General features: G+C 66.3%; 22 protein-coding genes. 19 read left to right on the top strand and 3 right to left on the bottom strand.

Annotated elements, in window-relative coordinates; translation table 11 throughout:
* Position 1: 1 nt before the first annotated feature.
* Positions 2–610, bottom strand: coding sequence for a D-sedoheptulose 7-phosphate isomerase (locus tag VEW47_02820; GenBank protein ID HYS04102.1), 609 nt, complete (start codon positions 608–610; stop codon positions 2–4).
* A 1-nt stretch (position 611) separates the two neighbouring features.
* A complete protein-coding gene (gene pgeF, locus VEW47_02815) occupies positions 612–1,373 on the bottom strand; it encodes a peptidoglycan editing factor PgeF (GenBank protein ID HYS04101.1) in 762 nt (253 codons plus the stop codon).
* A gap of 176 nt (positions 1,374–1,549) precedes the next feature.
* On the opposite strand from pgeF, the gene yajC reads away from it, so the two are divergent.
* From yajC to VEW47_02790, 5 genes are all read left to right on the top strand, one after another.
* The gene (gene yajC / locus VEW47_02810) at positions 1,550–1,879 is read left to right on the top strand and encodes a preprotein translocase subunit YajC (GenBank protein HYS04100.1); all 330 of its coding nucleotides are present in this window, start codon (positions 1,550–1,552) and stop codon (positions 1,877–1,879) included.
* 7 nt (positions 1,880–1,886) lie between these two features.
* Positions 1,887–3,485: a protein translocase subunit SecD gene (gene secD, locus VEW47_02805; protein HYS04099.1), complete on the top strand. Its 1,599-nt coding sequence runs from the start codon at positions 1,887–1,889 to the stop codon at positions 3,483–3,485.
* 7 nt (positions 3,486–3,492) lie between these two features.
* Entirely contained in the window at positions 3,493–4,683 is a 1,191-nt protein-coding gene (secF, locus tag VEW47_02800) for a protein translocase subunit SecF (protein ID HYS04098.1), read from the top strand.
* Positions 4,684–4,857: 174 nt separating this feature from the next.
* On the top strand, positions 4,858–7,005 hold the full coding sequence (locus tag VEW47_02795) for a bifunctional (p)ppGpp synthetase/guanosine-3',5'-bis(diphosphate) 3'-pyrophosphohydrolase (GenBank protein HYS04097.1): 2,148 nt from the start codon (positions 4,858–4,860) through the stop codon (positions 7,003–7,005).
* A 49-nt stretch (positions 7,006–7,054) separates the two neighbouring features.
* The gene (locus VEW47_02790; GenBank protein ID HYS04096.1) at positions 7,055–7,438 is read left to right on the top strand and encodes a RidA family protein; all 384 of its coding nucleotides are present in this window, start codon (positions 7,055–7,057) and stop codon (positions 7,436–7,438) included.
* Between the two features lie 46 nt (positions 7,439–7,484).
* On the opposite strand, the gene rpmB is transcribed toward VEW47_02790, so the two are convergent.
* Complete coding sequence (gene rpmB, locus VEW47_02785) at positions 7,485–7,700, bottom strand: 50S ribosomal protein L28 (GenBank protein HYS04095.1); 216 nt, start codon at positions 7,698–7,700, stop codon at positions 7,485–7,487.
* A 286-nt stretch (positions 7,701–7,986) separates the two neighbouring features.
* Here rpmB and pilM point away from each other — a divergent pair, with 286 nt between their 5' ends.
* From pilM to VEW47_02715, 14 genes are all read left to right on the top strand, one after another.
* Complete coding sequence (pilM, locus tag VEW47_02780) at positions 7,987–9,051, top strand: type IV pilus assembly protein PilM (protein HYS04094.1); 1,065 nt, start codon at positions 7,987–7,989, stop codon at positions 9,049–9,051.
* Positions 9,048–9,656 (top strand): PilN domain-containing protein, encoded by a 609-nt coding sequence (locus VEW47_02775; GenBank protein HYS04093.1) that lies wholly within the window; start codon positions 9,048–9,050, stop codon positions 9,654–9,656. Before pilM ends, VEW47_02775 begins: the two co-directional genes overlap by 4 nt.
* Positions 9,657–9,665: 9 nt before the next feature.
* The gene (gene pilO, locus VEW47_02770; protein ID HYS04092.1) at positions 9,666–10,232 is read left to right on the top strand and encodes a type 4a pilus biogenesis protein PilO; all 567 of its coding nucleotides are present in this window, start codon (positions 9,666–9,668) and stop codon (positions 10,230–10,232) included.
* On the top strand, positions 10,229–10,765 hold the full coding sequence (locus tag VEW47_02765) for a hypothetical protein (protein ID HYS04091.1): 537 nt from the start codon (positions 10,229–10,231) through the stop codon (positions 10,763–10,765). Before pilO ends, VEW47_02765 begins: the two co-directional genes overlap by 4 nt.
* Positions 10,762–13,410 (top strand): type IV pilus secretin PilQ, encoded by a 2,649-nt coding sequence (gene pilQ / locus VEW47_02760; protein ID HYS04090.1) that lies wholly within the window; start codon positions 10,762–10,764, stop codon positions 13,408–13,410. The genes VEW47_02765 and pilQ overlap by 4 nt, the downstream gene beginning before the upstream one ends.
* Before the next feature lie 199 nt (positions 13,411–13,609).
* Positions 13,610–14,713, top strand: coding sequence for a tetratricopeptide repeat protein (locus VEW47_02755; protein HYS04089.1), 1,104 nt, complete (start codon positions 13,610–13,612; stop codon positions 14,711–14,713).
* A complete protein-coding gene (locus VEW47_02750; GenBank protein HYS04088.1) occupies positions 14,710–15,066 on the top strand; it encodes a hypothetical protein in 357 nt (118 codons plus the stop codon). The genes VEW47_02755 and VEW47_02750 overlap by 4 nt, the downstream gene beginning before the upstream one ends.
* 160 nt (positions 15,067–15,226) lie before the next feature.
* A complete protein-coding gene (accB, locus tag VEW47_02745; GenBank protein ID HYS04087.1) occupies positions 15,227–15,685 on the top strand; it encodes an acetyl-CoA carboxylase biotin carboxyl carrier protein in 459 nt (152 codons plus the stop codon).
* A gap of 19 nt (positions 15,686–15,704) precedes the next feature.
* On the top strand, positions 15,705–17,069 hold the full coding sequence (accC, locus tag VEW47_02740) for an acetyl-CoA carboxylase biotin carboxylase subunit (protein HYS04086.1): 1,365 nt from the start codon (positions 15,705–15,707) through the stop codon (positions 17,067–17,069).
* 24 nt (positions 17,070–17,093) lie between these two features.
* Positions 17,094–17,591 (top strand): shikimate kinase, encoded by a 498-nt coding sequence (locus VEW47_02735; protein HYS04085.1) that lies wholly within the window; start codon positions 17,094–17,096, stop codon positions 17,589–17,591.
* Entirely contained in the window at positions 17,591–18,331 is a 741-nt protein-coding gene (locus VEW47_02730; GenBank protein ID HYS04084.1) for a metallophosphoesterase family protein, read from the top strand. The genes VEW47_02735 and VEW47_02730 overlap by 1 nt, the downstream gene beginning before the upstream one ends.
* Before the next feature lie 9 nt (positions 18,332–18,340).
* On the top strand, positions 18,341–18,544 hold the full coding sequence (locus VEW47_02725) for a hypothetical protein (protein ID HYS04083.1): 204 nt from the start codon (positions 18,341–18,343) through the stop codon (positions 18,542–18,544).
* 36 nt (positions 18,545–18,580) lie between these two features.
* Positions 18,581–18,817 (top strand): hypothetical protein, encoded by a 237-nt coding sequence (locus VEW47_02720; GenBank protein ID HYS04082.1) that lies wholly within the window; start codon positions 18,581–18,583, stop codon positions 18,815–18,817.
* A 222-nt stretch (positions 18,818–19,039) separates the two neighbouring features.
* Positions 19,040–20,203: ATPase, T2SS/T4P/T4SS family (locus tag VEW47_02715; GenBank protein ID HYS04081.1), on the top strand; the 1,164-nt coding region annotated here is incomplete at its 3' end.

Raw genomic sequence — 20,203 nt, 5'->3', positions numbered from 1 at the left:
TTCACTTCGGGGGGTACAGGGTCTCCTCCACGATCTGGCAGAGGATGTGACCGACCAGGATGTGGACCTCCTGGATGCGCGCCGTGGTCTTCGAGGGGACGCTGATCAGGTGGTCGCAGAGACCGCGCATCGCCCCCCCCTCCTCCCCGCAGAACCCGATCGTGACAAGACGCCGCGCGCGGGCGGTCCGCAGTCCCTCGATCACGTTCGCCGAACCGCCTGAGGTGCTGATCCCGACGGCCACGTCGCCCGGCCGGCCGATCGCCTCGACCTGACGCGCGAACACGCTCTTGAACTCGGAGTCGTTGGCGATGCTCGTGAGAACGGAGGTGTCGGTGGTCAGCGCCAGTGCGGGAAGGGCCGGGCGGTCGCGGACGTAGCGGTTGACGAACTCCGCGGCAAGGTGCTGGGCGTCGGCCGCGCTGCCGCCATTGCCGAAGAAGAGGAGCGTGCGCCCGCCCCGAAGCGCCGTGACGAGGGCTTCGGCCGCGGACTCGACCACGGCCGCCCCCTCCAGGAAAAATCGCTCCGCGGCGTCGGCGTGTTCGCGGTGGAGCCTGCGGACCCTCTCCGAAGCGACGGATCCACGAAGCGCGACGCGGCTCTTCAAGTCAGTCCCTCCAGGCGATGATCGCAGCCATGCGGCCGGCCCCGGTGCTATCGCGCCGGTACGATTCGAGAAGATCGGGCCTGCACAGGGTGCACAGGCCGGAGGCCTGGATGCGATCCCCGGGCACGCCGGCGGCGAGCACCTGGCTCCGGTTCGCTTCGACGAGGTCGATCCGCTTCTTCGGCCCGGGCCGGACGGCGGCGCCGGCGTCCGGGAAGGCGGACAGGAGCGCCGTGACCACCTCGTCCCCGACCTCGAAGCAGCAGGGACCGATCGCGGGACCCATCGCGACCCTCAGATCGGACGCCCTGGCGCCGCGGGCGCGGCGCAGCGTCTCGATCGCCCGGCCCACGACGCCGGCCACGGTGCCGCGCCAGCCGGCGTGCACGGCGGCGGCCGTGCGTGTCACCGGGTCGCCGATCAGGATCGGCAGACAATCGGCGACCCACACGCCCGCGGCGACACCGGGTCCATCGACGACCAGGGCGTCCCCCTCCTCGCGTCCGCTCGAGCCGTCGTCCTCCGATGGCCGGGCCGGACCGATCGTGCGCACGAGCGCACCGTGCACCTGCCGCAGAGTCCGCAGCGACAGGTCGCGTCCGGCGGCTTCGACGATCGCCGCGCGGGGATCCGATCCCCTGGCCGTGAACATGTGAACGAGCCCCGGAACCGCCGCGAGCACCGGCACCTCGATCCTGCGCGTCGAGCCGGAGCCGCGAAGAACGGCCGCGTCCTTCGGGCCCGCGGAGATCCCCCGATCCATGCCGCGCAGTCTAGGCGAGCGGAAGCTGCCTTGACAAGCCCGGGCGGTTCGGGCAATCTTTCGGGCCGCAACGAGGGTCGGACGCGCCGGGTCCCGCCGCGCCCGTCCGGCCGGGACGCTCGCGAGGGGGGTGACCGGCCCCTCTTTTTTTGTTGAATGAACGGAGGAACGCCGACGTGTGGTCCATCGCTCTGATGTCGCCGCCCGGTCAGGGGCAGGCCAGTCCGTGGTGGTTCCAGCTGCCGCCGATGATCGCGATCTTCGCGATCATCTACTTCCTCCTCATCCGGCCGATGCGCACGCGTCAGAAGCTCGTCCAGAAGATGCTGGACGCGCTCAAGAGCGGAGACAAGGTCATCACCTCGGGCGGTCTTCTCGGCACGGTGGTGGGCATCGACAAGGGAATCGTGCAGCTGCGAATCGCCGACAAGGTCCGGGTGGACGTGACACGAAGCTCGATCGTCGGCCTCCAGGACCAGGAGACCTCCGCGCGGCCGGAGGCGTGACCTCTCGATGAGACTCGAGCTTCGCTGGCGATTGCTTTTGATCCTGGGGCTGACGGTGCTCTGCGTCCTCGCGATCTACCCGCCCTCGGAGAAGATCCACCTCGGTCTGGACCTCAAGGGCGGCATCCACATGGTGATGCGCGTCAGGACCGACGACGCCGTCAAGGCCGAGATCGATCTGTCCCAGGAGCGCATCCGCGCCGCGCTCGGCGAGAAGGGGCTCGCTCCCGCGAAGATCTCCCCCGACGGTCTCAAGGGGATCGTCCTGGAGGGGGTCGACGCGGCGCGGGTCGGGGAGGTCCGTGATCTTCTCGCCCTGCAGTTCCCGCAATACTCCGCTTCCTCGACGGGTGGCGGCCGCCTGCGCCTGGAGCTCAAGGCCAAGGACGAGTCGACGATCCGCGACTCCGCGGTCCGGCAGGCTCTCGAGACGATCCGGACGCGCGTCGACAAGTTCGGCGTGGCCGAACCGACCATCCAGAGGCAGGGGACCGGGACGGGGGCCGACCGCATCCTGATCCAGCTCCCGGGCGTCGAAAACCCCGAGAGAGTCAAGGACCTGATCGGCTCGCCGGCCTTCCTGGAATGGAAGCTGGTCAAGGTCCCGCCCGGTGTCGTGGCCGAGCAGTTCCGGGCTCCCGACAACCCTGAGGCGGTCGTCCAGATGTTCGGCGGCAAACTGCCCGAGGACGTCGAGGTGCTCCCCCAGGACGCGACGGGTGCCGACGGCCGGACGGTACGGGTCTACTGGCCGGTGACGAAGAGCTCGCCGATCACCGGGAACGATCTCAAGAACGCCCGCCGCGACCAGGATCGGTTCGGCAACCCGGCCGTGAATTTTCTGCTGACCGCCGACGCGGGGCGGCGCTTCCAGGAGCTGACGAGGAAGTATCAGGGACAGCTCCTGGCGATCGTGCTGGACAAGAAGATCATCTCGGCGCCGCGGATCAACGCCGTGATCTCCGAGCAGGGGATCATCGAAGGGAGGGACTTCACGCTCGAGAGCTCGGAGGACCTGGCCCTCAAGCTGCGCTCGGGGGCGCTGCCCGCCGGCATGGACATCCTGGAGGAGCGCAGTGTCGGGCCTTCCCTCGGCGCCGATTCGATCCGCAAGGGGATCGTCGCGTCCTTGATCGGCTCGGTCATCATCGTCCTGTTCATGCTGATCTACTACCGCTTCGCCGGCGTCAACGCCTCCGTGGCGCTGGTTCTCAATCTGCTGATCCTGCTGGCGGCGATGGCCTATTTCCACTCGACCCTCACGCTTCCCGGAATCGCCGGATTCGCCCTGACCGTGGGGATGGCGGTGGACGCGAACGTCCTGGTGTTCGAGAGGATCCGGGAGGAGCTCCGGCATGGACGGCTGGTGAAGGCGGCGATCCAGGCGGGGTTCGATCGGGCGTTCAACACCATCATCGACAGCCACTGCACGACGCTGATCGCGGGGTTCTTCCTGTACGCGTACGGGACGGGCGCCGTGAAGGGCTTCGCCGTCACGCTGAACGTCGGCATCCTGGCCAATCTGTTCACGGCGCTCATCGTCTCGCGGGCGATCTTCGACGCGGAGCTCGCCCTCAATCCGAGGGCCGAGAGGCTGAGTATCTGAGGATCCGATGATCCAGGTCTTCTCCAACGCCAACTTTCCGCTGATGGGCCGTGTGAAATGGGTCTTCATCGCCTTCTCGACGCTTGCGGTGGTCGTGGCGGTCGGGACGATCCTGACCAAAGGGTTCAACTACGGGATCGACTTCGCGGGCGGCACGGCGGTCCGGCTCAAGTTCCGGGATCGGCCGCACGTCGAGGAGATGCGCCTGGCGCTCGAGCGCTCCGGTCTCGGGGACATCAGCATCCAGAACATCGGCCAGGCCGACGACAACGAGGTGCTGGTGCGCGTCGAGCTGTCGCAGACCGGCTCGTCGGCCACCGGAAGCGAGGGGGGGGAGGTCAGCCGCAAGGTCATCGATTCCCTGCAGTCGCCCGAGTGGCGGCAGTCCCAGCAGTCGGGCAAGATCGATTTGAACATGATCACCGAGGGGGAGCTGAAGGAGTGGCTGGCCGCGCACCTGCCCGCGCAGGCCGCCGGGGCGTCGGCGGGCGACGAGGCGGCGACGATCGCCGCGGCTGTGGTGCGCTACCGCACCGAGCACGCCGGACTCCTGAGGACGGAGTCGGAGATCGACTCGATCCCCGGCCTCAAGCCCGAGGTGACGCGGCTGCTCCGGGAGCAGTCGATCCTGGGCTCCTTCACCCTGCGAAGCGTCGATTTCATCGGCCCGACCGCCGGAAAGGAGCTCCTGCGGAGCACGCTCCTTGCGGTGTTCGGCTCCACGCTGTTCATCCTCGCGTACGTCTGGTTCCGCTTCAAGAAATGGATGTGGGGGCTCACCAGCGTCATCGCCCTGTTCCACGACGTCGTGATCGCCGCAGGCGCGGTCTCCCTGATGCGGAAGGAGTTTTCGGTCGACATCGTGGCGGCGCTCCTGACCATCCTGGGGTACTCCATCAACGACACGATCGTCGTGTTCGACCGTATCCGCGAGAACCTCCGGCTGTACCGTGACGTGGACTTCGAGCAGCTGGTGAACGCCTCCATCAACCAGACCCTGAGCCGGACGATCCTGACGTCGTTCACCGTGTTCATCGCCATCACGGCGCTGTTCATGTACGGAGGCGACAAGCTCAACCCGATGTCCTTCTGTCTCATGGTCGGTGTGGTCTTCGGGACCTATTCCTCGGTGTTCGTGGCGGCCGCGCTCCTGGTCATCGTCTACCGGCATCTCGGCTCGAAATACGTGAAGGGCTGAAATCCCCGGCCGCCGGCGCTCGTCCCACTCCCTGGAGCATCGCGGGCCGCCACCCCTCTTTTTGCTATACTGGCCTATCCGCGGTGCCTTCGACAGCCGCGTGCCCGTTGTGCTCCCCCGAGCGACAGGTCGAGAAGCCCCTCGCCGGGGCGCCGGGCCGTCGAGTGAGACGCCATGATCCGGTTCGAGGACATTCAGGAGAAGGTGGAGGCCTACATGAAGGGGGCCGACCTCGACCTCCTGCGCAAGGCCTATGTCTTCTCCGCCAAGGAGCATAAGGGGCAGACACGCTCCTCCGGCGAGCCGTACCTGACGCATCCGCTGTCCGTCGCCTTCATCCTGGCCGACCTCAAGCTCGACCTCACCTGCATCGTCGCGGGGCTCCTGCACGACGTTCTCGAGGACACGCTGACGACGCGCGAGGTCGTGGAGGAACACTTCGGCAAGGACATCGCGCACGTGGTCGAGGGTCTCACCAAGATCTCGCGCATGACCTTCAACTCGAAGGAGCAGCAGCAGGCGGAGAGTTTCCGCAAGATGATGCTGGCGATGGTGGACGACATCCGCGTCGTGCTCGTCAAGCTGGCCGATCGCCTGCACAACATGCGCACCCTCGAGCACCTGTCGCCCCGCCAGCAGGAGCGCATCGCCCGCGAGACCCTCGACATCTACGCGCCGATCGCGAACCGGCTCGGAATGGCCAAGATCAAGAACGAGCTCGAAGACCTGGCCCTCAAGTTTCTCGATGCCGCGGGCTACCAGAGCCTGATGCAGGCGATGGACGAGAAGCGCAAGGTCACCGACGAATTCATCAAGGAGATCCAGGGCACCCTGCGGGCCGAGCTGGAGAAGGCGGGAATCGTGTGCGACATCTCGGGACGCCGCAAGCACCTCTACAGCATCTATCGCAAGATCAAGCGGCAGAGGATCGAAGTGGGGGAGGTCTACGACTACATCGCCTTCCGCATCCTGACCCAGAGCGTGAAAGACTGCTACGGTGCTCTGGGGATCATCCACGGCCAGTGGCGCCCGGTGCCGGGCCGCATCAAGGATTTCATCGCGATGCCGAAGCCGAACATGTACCAGTCTCTGCACACCTCGGTCATCAGCGACAAGGGGGTTCCGTTCGAGGTTCAGATCCGCACGCACGAGATGCACCGCATCGCCGAGGAAGGGATCGCCGCCCACTGGAAGTACAAGGAGGGGAAAGGGTCGAAGGACAACGACGCCAACATCCAGTGGCTCAGACAGATCATGGAGTGGCAGCAGGAGCTCAAGGATCCGCGCGAGTTCCTGAACATGGTCAAGGTCGATCTCTATCCCGACGAGGTGTACTGCTTCACGCCCCAGGGGCAGGTGAAATCGTTTCCGCGCGGTGCCACCCCCATCGATTTCGCCTACTCGGTGCACACCGAGGTCGGGCACCGCTGCGTCGGGGCGCGTATCAACGGCAAGCTGCAGCCGCTCCGGACCGAGATCGGGAACGGCGACATCGTCGAGATCCTCACCTCGCCCAACCACCATCCGAGCCAGGACTGGCTCACGATCGCGAAGACATCCAGGGCGAGGGCCAAGATCCGCCAGTGGCTGAACGTCGACCAGCGCAATCGCAGCGTGGAGCTCGGGAAGACGGTCAGCGACCGCGAGTTTAAGAAGTTCCGGTTCAATCTGCGCAAGCACCAGGGGGACGCCGCCAGCCTGCAGACGGTGCTGCACGAGCTGGGATGCGCGAGTATCGAGGACTTCTACGCCGCGGTCGGGTACGGCAAGGTCGCCCCCCGGGCGCTCATCGAGAAGCTCGACCCCCAGGCGAAGCCGCACGAGACCGCCGAGGGACCGATCGCGCACGCCGTCAGGAAGGCGCTCGGCATGTCCGGGAAGAAGGTGACGGTGCGCGGACTGGACGACGCGCTGATCTCGCTGGCGCGCTGCTGCAACCCGATCCGGGGCGAGCCGATCGTCGGCTACATCACGCGAGGCCGCGGCGTCACGGTCCACAGCGAGCGCTGCCCCAACCTCGAAAAGCTCCTGTACGACCCGGAGAGGCGGATCGAGGTCACCTGGCAGAGCGACGACGCGTCCCGCTTCGAGGTGCGAATCACCGTGTTCTCGGAGGACCGGCCCGGCATGCTGGCGAAGATCACGTCCGTCATCGCCGACGCCAAATCGAACATCAAGAACGTGGAGGCGCGCACCTTCGAGGACCGGCGCGGCGAGATCAGCCTGATCCTGGACATCGCCGACGTCGCGCACCTCGAAAAGATCGTCGAGAAGGTCAAGGGGATCGAAGGGGTGTATCACGTGGAGCGACAGGTGGCCTGACCGGGCGGGGACCGAGCCGCCCCATCTCGAGAACCTACCAGGAGGCACGATGAGCGCCAGGACGATCAGCACCGACAGGGCCCCCAGGGCCATCGGTCCGTACTCGCAGGGGATCGCGGCTGCGGGCCTTCTCTTCCTCTCCGGCCAGGTGCCGCTCGACCCGAAGACCGGCACCCTGGTTCAGGGGACGATCCAGGAGGAAGTGGCGCGCGTCCTGGACAATCTGAAAGGGGTCCTCGAAGCCGCCGGATCGGGGCTCGAGCGCGTGGTGAAGACGACCGTCTACCTCACCAGCCTGAACGACTTCGAGGGGATGAACGAAGCCTACGCCCGCGCGTTCGGGGACGGCCGGCCGGCCCGCTCGACGGTCCAGGTGTCCGCGCTGCCGAGGGGAGCGCGCGTCGAGATCGACGCGATCGCGACGCTCGGCTGACCGCTGGCGCAGGGGACCGGACAGGGATGGGGGACGACCGGGAGTTTCAGGCGGTCGTTCTTGGGGCGCGGTGCGCGGCCTTCACGACTCGGCCGGACCGCAGGCAGCGCGTGCACACTTTCATCCGTCGTCGGGTCTTCCCGACGATCACCTTGAGTCGCTGGATGTTCGGATACCAGAGGCGCGACGACACGTTGTGCGCGTGGCTGATCTGGCGTCCAAACGTCGGAGCCTTGCCGCAGACCTCGCAGGATCGGGCCACCTCGTCTCCCTCCTGAACAGCGAGCGCGCACTCTACCACATCAAGGACCCACCGATCAAACGACCGGCGAACGCGCTCTGAGGGCCGGTTACCCCGGATCTGTGTGTAAATGCATATGTTACTGGCGATAAAGAATATATTTATCGACCAAGATCCGGATTTCCAAAACAGGAGCGGCAACTTGCAAAAATGGAGTCGTGGAATATATTGGACTTTCGTGACCAAGGAGTGTCCGGCACAGTTGGCCGCAACCTCCCGAAACGCCATAGGTTAAAGGAGATCGAGGGTGTTCTTTTCAAAGGGAAAGAATCTGGTGGGTCTCGACATCGGCTCGAGCGCCGTCAAGGTCGTCGAGCTGAAGGAGCTCGGCAAGAACCGCGGCTACCAGCTTCTGAACGTGGCGCTGGAGCGGCTCTCTCCCGAGGCGATCGTGGACGGCGCGATCATGGACGCCGGCCTGGTCGTGGACACCGTGCAGCGCGCCTTCTCCGCCCGCAAGATCAAGGGGGGGGACGTGGCGATAGCGCTCTCCGGGCACAGCGTCATCATCAAGAAGATCTCGATCCCCGCGACCTCGGAGGAAGAGCTGGCGGAAGTCATCCCCTGGGAGGCGGAGCAGTACATCCCGTTCGACGTGCAGGACGTCAACCTTGCCTACCAGGTCCTGAAGGGGGCCAGCGGGGGCGAGGGGAACATGGACGTTCTCCTGGTCGCCGCCAAGAAAGACAAGATCAACGATTACACCTCCGTCGTCAGCCAGGCCGGGCGGAACCCGCTCGTCGTGGATGTCGACGTGTTCGCCCTGCAGAACTGCTACGAGATGAACTACGACACCGACCCGGGCGTGGCCAGGGCTCTCGTGAACATCGGCGCCTCCACGACCAACGTGGCCATCCTCAAGGGGACCACCTCGATCTTCTGGCGCGACATCTCGGTGGGCGGCAATCACTACAACGACGCCATCCGCAAGGAGCTGAACCTGAGCTTCGAGCAGGCGGAGTCGCTGAAGCGGGGTGAGGAGGTCGACGGCATCCCGGTCGAGAACGTGAACCCGATCATCGCCTCGGTGAACGATTTCATCGGCGCGGAGATCCAGAAGACCATCGACTTCTTCAAGAACACGACTCCCGGGGAAAACATCGAGACCCTGGTGATCGCAGGCGGGTCGGCGCGCATCCCGCACCTGCGCGAAGCGCTGGCGGAGCGCTTCGGCATCCCGGTGGAGCCGCTGAACCCCTTCAACCGGGTGCAGATCGGCAAGGGCATCTCGCAGGACATGGTGGAGGAGATCGGCTCCAGCGTCTCGATCGCCGTCGGGCTGGCCGCCCGCCGCCAGGGGGACAACCGATGATCAAGATCAACCTTCTCGCCGGGACGCAGCAGGCGAAGACGCGCGCCGTCAAGGCCCCCCGGTTCGAGGGTGTCGGGACGCTCGGCCAGAACGTGCTCATGACGGGCGTGGTCATCCTGGCCCTCCTGTTCATCGGCTGGCGCTGGTACAGCCTGGAGAGCGAGAGCCGCAGGTTGCGCACCGAAATCGCCAAGGCGCAGGTGGAGAAGGAGCGGCTGCAGGCCATCATCAAGAAGGGCGAGGAGTACAAGGCCAAGAAAGAGCTCCTGGAGCGCAAGATCGCCCTGATCACGCAGCTGAAGCGGAACCAGAGCGGCCCGGTCCATCTTCTCGACGAGGTCAGCAAGCAGCTCCCCGATTTCCTGTGGCTGGACAGCATGACCGAGTCGGGCGCGAGCGTCATGATCCAGGGGAAGGCCACCACGTACAACGCGGTATCGAACTTCTACAACAACCTGACCGGGTCCCGGTACTTCAACAACGTGGTCCTCGGCACGATCACCGCGATCCCGGTGGGGGTCACGTTTTCGCTGAACTGCCTGTTCACGGCGCATCCCGAGGTGCAGGACCAGGCGAACGCCGCGACCCCGCCGTCGGGCGGGTAGGGGGCGATCATGGACTTCAAGAAGCTGCCCTTCTGGGGTCAGTTCGCGGTGGTCGCCGTGATGGCGATCGCCCTGGTCGCCGTCGCCTGGATGGCGTATCCGAACTTCTCGGAAATGGAGAAGCGCAACGCCAGCTCCCGATCGGACCTGGAGGGGTTGCAGACCGAGATCCGCAAGGGGCAGGCGATCGAGGCGAAGCTGCCGGAGTTCGAGAAGGAGATCGAGAACCTGCAGCTGAAGCTGAGCGACCTGCTGGCGATCCTGCCCACCGAGCCCGAGACCGGCGAGCTCCTGAAGTGGGTCAAGAACCTGGCGGACCAGTCGAACCTGGACCTGAAGCAGTTCAACCCCGGGGCGCTGAAGCAGGTCGAGTTCTACAAGGAGTTCCCGATCGCCATGGACGTCGAGGGGGACTACCACGACCTCGGGGTCTTCTTCGACCGCATCAGCAAGTACTCGCGCATCATCAACGTGAGCGGGGTGACCATCTCCGCGCTGAGCGGCCAGCACTCGATCAAATCGAGTTTCACCGCCACGACCTTCGTCTACGACGACAAGGGAGGTGCGTCCAAGTGACGAGACGCCTTCTCCTTCCGGCAAGTCTGGTTCTGGGAGCGGTCCTCTGCGGTGGTCCCCGGGCCCTGGCCGACGACCCGCCGGCGAACCCGCCGGCCGCGAGCGCCACACCCGCGGGGCAGGACGCCGAGACCATCAACAAGATCATGCAGGACAACGAGGCGATGCTGTCCGGCCGCGGCTTCACCTACGACCCCGCCGGCCGGCGCGATCCGTTCCGTTCGCTGGTCGACGCGGCGAACACGGTGGGGAAGGGTCCCCGGCCGCGCGGCATCGCGGGGATGCTCATCTCCGAGGTCGACCTGGTCGGCATCGTCCAGAAGGGAAAGGGCGCGCTGGCGTTCTTCAACGGCAGCGACAACAAGGGATATTTCCTCAGGGTGGGCGACGCGCTCTACGACGGCAAGATCACCCGGATCGACCGCAGGACCGGCATCGTGGTGTTCCGGCAGGACATCAATGACCCCAGAAGCATCAAGCCGTACAGGGACGTGACGAAGAGGCTGACGACAGCGGAGGAGGGTAGCTTATGAGGTACGGGAAGGTCGCGATCCTGATCATGATCGCCGCGGCCGCCCTGCGATGCTCGGGCAATCCGCCCGTCAGCGAGCCGGGTCAGGCGGTGCTCAACGCGCCGTCCGCGGTGGTCATCAACGCCATCGACCACCAGGAGACCCCGGCGGGCACCGAGGTCGTCCTGCATGGGAACTACCCGTTCAGCTACACCTCCTACCAGCCGGACCCGAGAACGCTCGTGCTGGAGCTTCTCGACGTGCATGTCGAGGGACTGTCCCAGGAAGTCCAGATCGGAACGCCGCAGGTCGAGGGTGTGCGTGTCACGTCCGTCGAAAGCGTGGACGGCGGCAAGATCGCGAAATTCGAATTCAAGAACGTCCTCGCGGCGCAGCACTCCATCCGCCTGGAGGGCCACGACCTGATCGTCGATTTCCCGTCTCTCGGCGAGGGGGGCAACGCCCCCGAATCGCCGATCGTCGCGGAATCGTCCCCCGCGGCAGCGTCATCGACCGCGGAGGGCGCCCCGGAAAGCGGCGCGCCGACGGGGACGAGTCCCCAGGGCTCCACGGTCCCGGCCGAAGGGGCGCCGATCGAGACCGTGCAATCGACCCCGCCCCCGGCCGAAGGAACGAATGGTGGGGCCGCAGCCGGCACGGCCGAGCCGACGCCGCTTGCCGAGGCTTCGTCCGGGACGAGCTCGGCGCAGACCGCCTCCAAGACAACAGCGGCCCAGGCCGGATCGCCGGGCGTCAAGGTGGTTCGCGGCGCCGCGCCGTCGGGCTCCCGGGCCCACGCCCTGCTGTCGGTCGAAGCGCGCGGCGAGGACAAAGAGAAGACCGTGGTCCTGACCGCGGACGGGGGGCTCCAGCAGGAGCATTTCGAGCTGAAGAACCCGCCGCGCCTGGTGATCGACCTGATGGGCGTGGTGGACAAGACGCCGGCCAAGACGCTGTCGATCGGAAGCGGCGGCCTGTCGCGGGTGCGCGTGGCCCAGTTCGCCACACGGCCGAAGCCGGTCGTGCGGGTCGTCCTGGACATGTCGAGCCCGCGCCCGTATGCCATCGTGCCGACGGAGAATGGGCTGGTCGTGGACTTCACCGAGGAGGGCGTGCGGCACGCTCTCGAGACCGAGCCGCAGCAGGTCCAGCCGGTCGCCTCGTCGCTGGCGGCGGAGACCCCGGCCGAGAAGACCTCCAGTGCGGAGCCGACCGCCGCGGAACCGTCGACCTCCACACCTCCTTCCGACGCAGCCGCGAACGAGGAGTCGCCCGTGACCCCGTCCGCCGAGAAGGCTCCGCTCAACCCTCTGGTCGCGGAGGGTGGCGTCAAGATCGAGGGGCAGACTCCCCGGCAGGAGGTGGCGTTCGTTCCTTCGGGCAGGGACAGCGGGAACGTGGTCATCTCGCAGGGCAGCAGCAGGTTCAGCTCTCGGGCGATCTCCGACACGGGGCCGAAATACACCGGCAAGCGGATCTCGCTCAACTTCAAGGATGCCGATCTCAAGGATGTGTTCCGCCTGTTCCACGAGATCACCGGCTACAACATCGTCCTCGATCCGGCGGTTGCGGGGACGCTGACGATCGTCCTCGAGAACGTGCCCGAGGACCAGGCGCTGGACATCATCCTGAAGAACAACGGGCTGGACAAGGTCTTCGAGAACAACGTCATCCGGATCGCGTCGTCGCAGAAGCTGGCGGCGGAGGCGTCGGCGCGCAAGGCGCTGATCGAGGCGCAGCAGCTCGAGGAGGAGCCGATCACCTTCACGCGCAGCCTGTCGTACGCCAAGGCGAACGACGTGATGCCGATCGTCAAGAAGATCATGTCCAAGCGCGGCGACGCCATCATGGACAACCGGACCAACACGCTCATCATCACCGACCTGCGCGACCGCCAGGATCCGATCAATCGACTGATCGACACGCTGGACGAGCAGACGCCGCAGGTCGTCATCGAGGCGCGCATCGTCGAGACGGACCGCCTTTTCGAGCGTGACTTGGGCATCATCTGGGGGGCTGCGAAGCAGACGACGATTCGGGGCAAGCAGACCGATCTGACTTACGACGTCGACCTTGGGGTCACATCGGTGGGCACGTTCGGAATCGCCTACGGGAGTGTTCTCGATACGTTCCAGCTCCACGCGACCCTCGATGCCTTCGAGCTGAACGGCGACGTCAAGGTCCTGTCCTCTCCGCGGATCGCCGCGCAGAACAACCAGAAGGCGGTCATCGAGCAGGGCACGCAGATCCCGGTCGTCAGCACCACGGCGACCCAGATCAACGTCGAATTCATCTCGGCGTCGTTGAAGCTGGAGGTGCTGCCTCAGATCACGAAGGAGGGGACGGTCATCATGGACGTCAAGGTCGACAACTCGTCTCCGGACTTCAACAACCGCGTCGGGGACGTGCCGCCCATCATCACCGAGCGCGCCGCCACCCAGATCCTGGTGTCCGACGGCGGCACCGCCGTGATCGGCGGCATTTTCAAGCTGAACAATTCCGTGAGCCAGACGGCTGTCCCGGGCCTGTCCAAGATTCCCGGGCTTGGCTGGCTGTTCAAGAACAAGTCGCTCAACCGACACAACACCGAGCTCCTGATCTTCATCACCCCGAGGATCACGAAACGGATGGAGCCCCCGCCGGAGGCCCGGGCCGCCAAGGATTGACGAAGATCGTTCCAGCCCGCGCCACGCCTCCTTCCGGGGGCCGCGCCGCGCACCGGCGGGAACGAGAACCCATGGGATGGAGGCGCCCCCGCTCAGCCGGGGGCGCTTCTGTTTTGACAAGGCTTTCGGTCATTCTCTATAATCCTGGCGTCGAGCTCCTGGTCGGGAGCTTACCTCAAGGGACACAATCGTTTAGGCGATGACGAAACCGGCCACCCAGCGCAATCCGGCAATCGAGTCCCTGAAGGATCGCATCGCCCGCGATCCCCTGTCGCGGGCCTTTCTTCAGCTGGCGGAGGAATATCGCAAGGAGGGGCGCTACCAGGAGGCGATCGACGTCTGCCTGGATGGACTGCAGCGGCACCCGGCCTATCACACGGCGCGCATTTCGCTGGGCCGGACCTACCTGGAAGCCGGCGACCTGGAGAACGCCCGGCGCACATTCGTGGAGGTCCTCGAACTGCAGCCTGAGAACCATCTCGCCGCCAAGCTCCTGGCTGAAATCCAGAAGAAGATGGGGGATCCGGCGGGCGCGGCCGCCACCTATCGCGCCATCCTGGGCTACTACCCGACCGACCGGGAGGTCGCCACTCTCCTGGATGAGACTCTGCGGCAGGGGGCGGTGTCCATGCCGCCGACCCGATCCGCGGCGATCGGAGCCCCCGCGACTCCGACGAGCCGCCCCGCCCCTTCAACACCGGCGGTCCCCGCGTCGAGCCGTCAGCCGCCCGCTATCCCCGTCCCTCAGGCGGGCCGCGCTCCCGCCCCGGAGCGCGGCCACGTGGATCGACCGGCCGATCCATCCCCCGAATTCCGGCCCGAGGACTTCGGCGGCGCCGCCACGTCATCGCCGCGAGACGCCTGGAGCCCCCCCGCGCCAGGCGCTCCTCCATCCTGGCCCGGGCCCTCGTCCGATGCGGCCGGGGGGCCCCTGGATGACGACGCTCTGCAGACCAATACGCTGGCCGAGCTGTATCTGCGCCAGGGGCTGGTCGACAGGGCCATCGAGGTCTACAGGGGCATGCTGCGCGTCGATCCCGGAAATCAGAAGGCCGCGCGGCGGCTGAACGAGCTCGCGCCGGCCGGCGCTCCGTCGCCGGTGCCGGATGTCGCGGCGTCCGACGGTCCGCTGCCCGCCGCGGTGATCGCGGCCGTTCCGGGGGCCCCCGCACGGACGCCCCCGGGCGCGTCGGCGGTGCCGGTCGCGGCCCACGCGGACGCCCGACGGGACACCATCAGCCGCCTGGAACGGTGGCTGGCGAACTTCAGCGGGCCCGCCGCGAAGGGGGCGCCGCTCCGATGAAGGCCGTGCTGCAGGAGATCCTCGATCGAATTCCCGAGGCGCTCGGAGCGGCCGTGGTCGGTCTGGACGGAATCCCGGTCGAGAAACTGGCGGCCCGGCCGTCGTTCAACATCGACCTGGCCTCCGCGGAGTGGGTCAGCCTGGTCAAGAGGGCCTCCGCCGCCCTGCGTGGGGCGACGCCGGCCGGCGGGCCGGAGGAGATTTCCGTCACGAGTCGCTCCGGTCTGGCGATCCTGCGATCGATCGGCGGGGATTACTTCCTGTGCGTCGTGGTCGGCCCGGAGTGCCTGCAGGGGCGCGTCCGCTACGAAGTCTGGAGGGCGGGGCTGCAGCTCGAGGAGGCCCTCGCCTGAAGGGCGGGTCCCCCGATCCCGCGTTGCGGCCGGCGGCGGCCCCCGCCGGTGGCTTTGTCGTCGCCTTGGGTTATGATGCGGACGGTCGAATGCGTCCATCGGGGCGGGGGTCTCGTGGGCCGCCCCGGAATTCCGGAGAGCGCGCGTGGACGGAGGACGTTTGGACAGTGAAATCAAGGAGTTGATGGAGTACATCGAAGCCTCGAGCTTCGTCGAGTTCGAGCTGGAGCGCGACGGCTTCAAGATCAAGCTGGTGAAGCGGGGCGCCGTCTCGAACGGTCCGGCGGGCGTCACGGCACCCGCTACGGTGGCGGCGCAGCAGGCCGCGGAGGCGCCCGCGGCCCGCCCCGCGGTGGTCGAATCCCCCGATCTCCACCTGGTGAAGTCGCCGATCGTCGGCACCTTCTACCGCGCCGGCGCGCCCGGGTCGCGCTCGTTCGTGGAGGTCGGCGACAAGGTCAAGAAGGGACAGATCCTGTGCATCGTCGAGGCGATGAAACTGATGAACGAGATCGAGTCGGACTGCGACGGCGAGATCCTCGAGGCGCTCGTGGCGAACGGGCAGCCGGTGGAATACGGGGAGCCGCTGTTCAAGATCCGCAAAGCCGCGCCGGCATGAGCGCGCTCCCGTCCGTCCGATGTTCAAGAAAATCCTGATCGCCAACCGCGGGGAAATCGCCCTGCGGATCATCTGGGCCTGCCGCGAGCTCGGCATCCAGACCGTGGCGGTGTATTCGACGGCCGACGCCGATTCCCTGCACGTCAAGTTCGCGGACGAGGACATCTGCATCGGGCCGCCGCGCAACGCCGACTCCTACCTCAACATCGGCGCGGTGATCGCGGCCGCCGAGATCACGGATGCCGACGCCATCCACCCGGGCTACGGATTCCTGGCGGAGTCGGCCCATTTCGCAGAAGTGTGCGAGGCCTGCCACATCCGCTTCATCGGTCCGAGCCCCAACGTCATCCGACTGATGGGGGACAAGGCGAAGGCGCGCGAGACCATGCTCGCCGCCGGCGTGCCGATCATCCCCGGCAGCCGCGGCACAGTGAGCGACGAGAAGGAGGCGCTGCCTCTTTCCGCGCGCATCGGCTACCCGGTGATCGTGAAGGCGGCCGCCGGCGGCGGCGGGCGCGGCATGCGCGTCGTGAACTCGGCCGAGGAGCTGACCTCGGCGATGAGCGCCGCGCGCACGGAGGCCAAGGCGGCATTCGGAGTGCCGGACGTGTACCTCGAGAAGTACATCAAGACGCCGCGGCACATCGAGTTCCAGATCCTGGGGGACTCCTTCGGCAACATCGTGACCCTCGGGGAGCGCGAGTGCTCCATCCAAAGGCGCCACCAGAAGATCGTGGAGGAGTCCCCCTCCCCCGGCCTCCAGCCGAAGCTCCGGCGCCGCATGGCGGAATCGGCCCTGAAGGTGGCGCGCTCGGTCGGCTACCAGAACGCCGGCACCGTGGAGTTCCTGCTCGACGAGGAGGGCCGCTTCTACTTCATCGAGATGAACACGCGCATCCAGGTCGAGCACCCCGTGACCGAGATGGTGACCGGGATCGACATGATCAAGGAGCAGATCAAGATCGCGGCCGGCGAGTCGCTGGCGTTCCGCCAGGAGGACATCCAGAGCGTCGGGCACTCGATCGAGTGCCGCATCAACGCCGAGGACCCGGAGACCTTCGCGCCGTCCCCGGGGAAGATCACGACGTTCCACCTCCCCGGGGGACCGGGCGTGCGGGTCGACACGGCGGCGCATCCCGAGTGCACGATCTCGCCCTACTACGATTCGATGATCGCCAAGCTGATCACGCGCGGCAACAACCGCATGGAGGCGATCTCCCGCATGCGCCGCTCGCTCGAGGTGACGGTCGTCGAGGGGATCCGGACGAACGTGCCCCTGCACCGGCGCATCATGAACGATCCCGAGTTCATCCGGGGCAACCTGAACACCGGGTTTCTCGACCGGCTCCTCGAGCGCAAGGTGGAGGCCGCCGTCGCCTCCTGACCCGCCGGGGAGCGGAATGCGACCATGGGCGAGCCGGACGTGGTGTTCCTCATCGGTTTCATGGGGGCGGGAAAGACCACCGTCGGCAGGCACCTGGCGCGCCTCCTGGGCTGGGACTTCCTGGACCTGGACGAGCGGATCGTGGCGGACGAACGGCTCGGCATCGCGCAGATCTTCGCCGTGAAAGGAGAAGCGTATTTCCGGCGCCTCGAGACGGAGATCCTGGCCTCGTTGCGGGGCGGCTCGCGGCTGGTCGTGGCCTGTGGCGGAGGAACCTACGCCCAGGACGAGAACCGCCGGCTCATCGATCAGCTCGGGCGGGCCGTCTGGATCCGCCTGCCTCTGGAGGTGGCGCTCCGGCGCTGCGCGGGCGACGCCGGCCGGCCGCTCCTGAAGACCGCGGCGCAGGCCGACGAGCTGTATCGCCGTCGTCTGCCGTCCTATCGGGCCGCCTCCCTGCATATCGACGCCCACGGCCTGTCGGCCGAAGAGGTCGCCGAGCGCATCGCCGGGCTCCTCTGATGCGATACCTCGTCCTCTCCGACCTGCACAGCAACCTGGAGGCTCTCGAGGCCGTTCTGGCCGTGGCGCGCACACCGGGCTACGAGAGAACGCTGGTCCTGGGGGACATCGTCGGTTACGGAGCCGACCCGAACCCTGTCGTCGAGATTCTGCGCGGACTCCCCGGCCTCGTCGCGATTCGCGGCAACCATGACAGGGTGGCCGCCTCCCTGGAGGAGGCGGACGGATTCAACGAGGCGGCGCGACAGTCCGCGCTCTGGACAAGGCGGTCCCTGACTGCCGACAACCGCGACTTCCTCAGGAGGCTGCCGCGGGGTCCCCTCGAGTTCGCCCCGGGGAAGCTCCTGTCCCACGGCACGCCGCTCGACGAGGACCAGTACCTGATGGATGAAGGGGAAGCGAGGCGCTGTTTCGAAGGAGCGCGCTTCGATCTCTGCTTCTTCGGGCACAGCCACTATCCCGGCGCGTTCGTCCTGGAAGAGTCGCGCGTGTCCCGCCGGCCGGCGACAGGGGACGGCCCGGTCACCGACCTCCTCCCCGGCCGCCGCTACCTGATCAACCCCGGTTCGGTCGGGCAGCCGCGCGATCATAATCCGCGCGGCGGGTTCGCGATCTATGACGACGCGCCGGACACCGTGGTGATTCACCGGGTCGAGTATCGCGCCGCCGAGGCGCGCGACAAGATCCTGCGGGCCGGACTGCCGCGCTGGCTCGGCGACCGCCTCCTTCTGGGCGCCTAGGAGCATGTCATGACCCTTCTGACGGCGCACCGGATCCTCATCGGGGCGGCGATCGCGTTCTTCGCGTTCTACGCGGTCTGGGAATTCGCCGGAGCGCGCGGGACGGGGGGCGGACCCCTGGGCATGGCGCGCGGGGCGGTCTCCCTGCTTGCCGCGGGCGGTCTCGGGGCTTACTTTCTGACTCTGGGAGGCCGGGGCGGTCCCGATGCATGAAGGGTCCGCGATCCCGGACCACCCGGGAGAGACGCGATGATCAAGCTCTACGACAACGAGAACGAGAAGGAGATCGGCCTGATCACGGAGCCCCAGCTCGAGTTCCTCATCGAGGAGCTCGCCGACGAAAGCCTGGATGAGTACACCTACAACATCAATTCATCGGTGATCTCCTACCTGGAGGGGAGCGGCGCCGAGGCCCAGCTCGTCAAGCTCCTGCGCGGGGCGCTCGGATCGCGCACCTCGATGGAGCTGCGCTACGAGCCGGACTGAGCCCGCAATCCCTGCCGCTAATCTATCGCTCTGTTTTACAACAACTTAATGGCATCAATCCATACGCGTCCATTTTCATGGGCGTGGCGTCAAATCTTTGTATGCATATTTCCTCGAATCACTTGACATAAATTGTTCACGTACATAATTTGTCACACCGTACTCGAGTATTTGCGACTGTGACAGCGGAGCGCCGTCCGCGAATTCCCGGTGAGGTCCTGAATGGCGGTCAAGCTGGGCGAGATGTTGATCAAGGCGGGGCTTCTCACTCCTCAGAAGCTCCAGGAGGCCCTGGAATATCAGAAGACCAACGGCGGCAAGCTCGGCCTGAACCTCGTCAAGCTCGGGTTCGTCAAAGAAGAGGACATCACCCGCGTCCTCTCCCAGCAGTACGGCGTGCCCGCCATCAACCTCACGAAGGTCGAGGTCGATGACACGGTCGTGAAGCTCATCCCGAGCGAAGTGGCGCAGAAATATCTGATCATGCCGGTCAGCCGCACCGGCGCCACCCTGACCATCGCCATGGTGGACCCGACCAACGTGTTCGCCATGGACGACATCAAGTTCATGACCGGCTACAACGTGGAGCCGGTGGTCGCCAGCGAAGTCGCCATCAAGGAGGCGATCGACCGGTACTACGGCTCGATCCATGCCCTCGAGCTCAAGAAGGTCATGGACGACCTCGCGCAGGAGGAGAACGAGCAGAACCTCGAGCTCCTGGAGGACGAGCAGGAGGTCGACCTCGCCAAGCTGGAGGCCGCCACCGAAGAGGCGCCGGTCGTCAGGCTGGTGAACCTGATCCTGACCGACTCGATCAAGCGCGGCGCATCCGACATCCACATCGAGCCGTACGAGAAGGATTTCCGCGTGCGCTTCCGGATCGACGGCGTCCTCTACGAAATCATGCAGCCGCCGATGAAGCTGCGCGACGCCATCACGTCGCGACTCAAGATCATGGCGAAGCTGGACATCTCCGAGAAGAGGCTGCCGCAGGACGGGCGCATCAAGATCAAGATGAAGCTGCAGGGAAAGAACCGCGAGATGGACTATCGCGTCTCGGTCCTGCCGACGCTGTTCGGCGAGAAGATCGTCCTCCGGCTCCTCGACAAAGAGAACCTGATGCTCGACATGACCAGGCTCGGGTTCGAGCAGGAATCGCTCACCCGGTTCGAGAAGGCGATCTTCAAGCCGTACGGCATGGTGCTGGTCACCGGCCCCACGGGCTCGGGAAAGACCAACACCCTGTACTCGTCGATCAGCCGGGTCAACACGCCCGAGACCAACATCATGACCGCCGAGGATCCGGTCGAGTTCAACCTGCACGGCATCAACCAGGTGCAGGTGAAGGAGTCGATCGGGCTGAACTTCGCCGCGGCGCTGCGCTCC

This window comes from Candidatus Dormiibacterota bacterium (assembly GCA_035635555.1).
Lineage (GTDB): Bacteria > Acidobacteriota > Polarisedimenticolia > Gp22-AA2 > Gp22-AA2 > Gp22-AA3.
The sequence above is the reverse complement of the archived record's forward strand: the minus strand, read 5'-3'. Positions and strand labels throughout refer to the sequence as shown.

Coding starts and splice junctions, on each gene's coding strand:
- accC (HYS04086.1), top strand. CDS start 15,705: ATGTTCAAGAAAATCCTGATCGCCAACCGCGGGGAAATCGCCCTGCGG.
- VEW47_02755 (HYS04089.1), top strand. CDS start 13,610: ATGACGAAACCGGCCACCCAGCGCAATCCGGCAATCGAGTCCCTGAAG.
- VEW47_02725 (HYS04083.1), top strand. CDS start 18,341: ATGACCCTTCTGACGGCGCACCGGATCCTCATCGGGGCGGCGATCGCG.
- secF (HYS04098.1), top strand. CDS start 3,493: ATGATCCAGGTCTTCTCCAACGCCAACTTTCCGCTGATGGGCCGTGTG.
- pgeF (HYS04101.1), bottom strand. CDS start 1,373: ATGGATCGGGGGATCTCCGCGGGCCCGAAGGACGCGGCCGTTCTTCGC.
- pilO (HYS04092.1), top strand. CDS start 9,666: ATGGACTTCAAGAAGCTGCCCTTCTGGGGTCAGTTCGCGGTGGTCGCC.
- VEW47_02790 (HYS04096.1), top strand. CDS start 7,055: ATGAGCGCCAGGACGATCAGCACCGACAGGGCCCCCAGGGCCATCGGT.
- VEW47_02735 (HYS04085.1), top strand. CDS start 17,094: ATGGGCGAGCCGGACGTGGTGTTCCTCATCGGTTTCATGGGGGCGGGA.
- secD (HYS04099.1), top strand. CDS start 1,887: ATGAGACTCGAGCTTCGCTGGCGATTGCTTTTGATCCTGGGGCTGACG.
- pilQ (HYS04090.1), top strand. CDS start 10,762: ATGAGGTACGGGAAGGTCGCGATCCTGATCATGATCGCCGCGGCCGCC.
- VEW47_02795 (HYS04097.1), top strand. CDS start 4,858: ATGATCCGGTTCGAGGACATTCAGGAGAAGGTGGAGGCCTACATGAAG.
- VEW47_02750 (HYS04088.1), top strand. CDS start 14,710: ATGAAGGCCGTGCTGCAGGAGATCCTCGATCGAATTCCCGAGGCGCTC.
- VEW47_02730 (HYS04084.1), top strand. CDS start 17,591: ATGCGATACCTCGTCCTCTCCGACCTGCACAGCAACCTGGAGGCTCTC.
- VEW47_02720 (HYS04082.1), top strand. CDS start 18,581: ATGATCAAGCTCTACGACAACGAGAACGAGAAGGAGATCGGCCTGATC.
- VEW47_02775 (HYS04093.1), top strand. CDS start 9,048: ATGATCAAGATCAACCTTCTCGCCGGGACGCAGCAGGCGAAGACGCGC.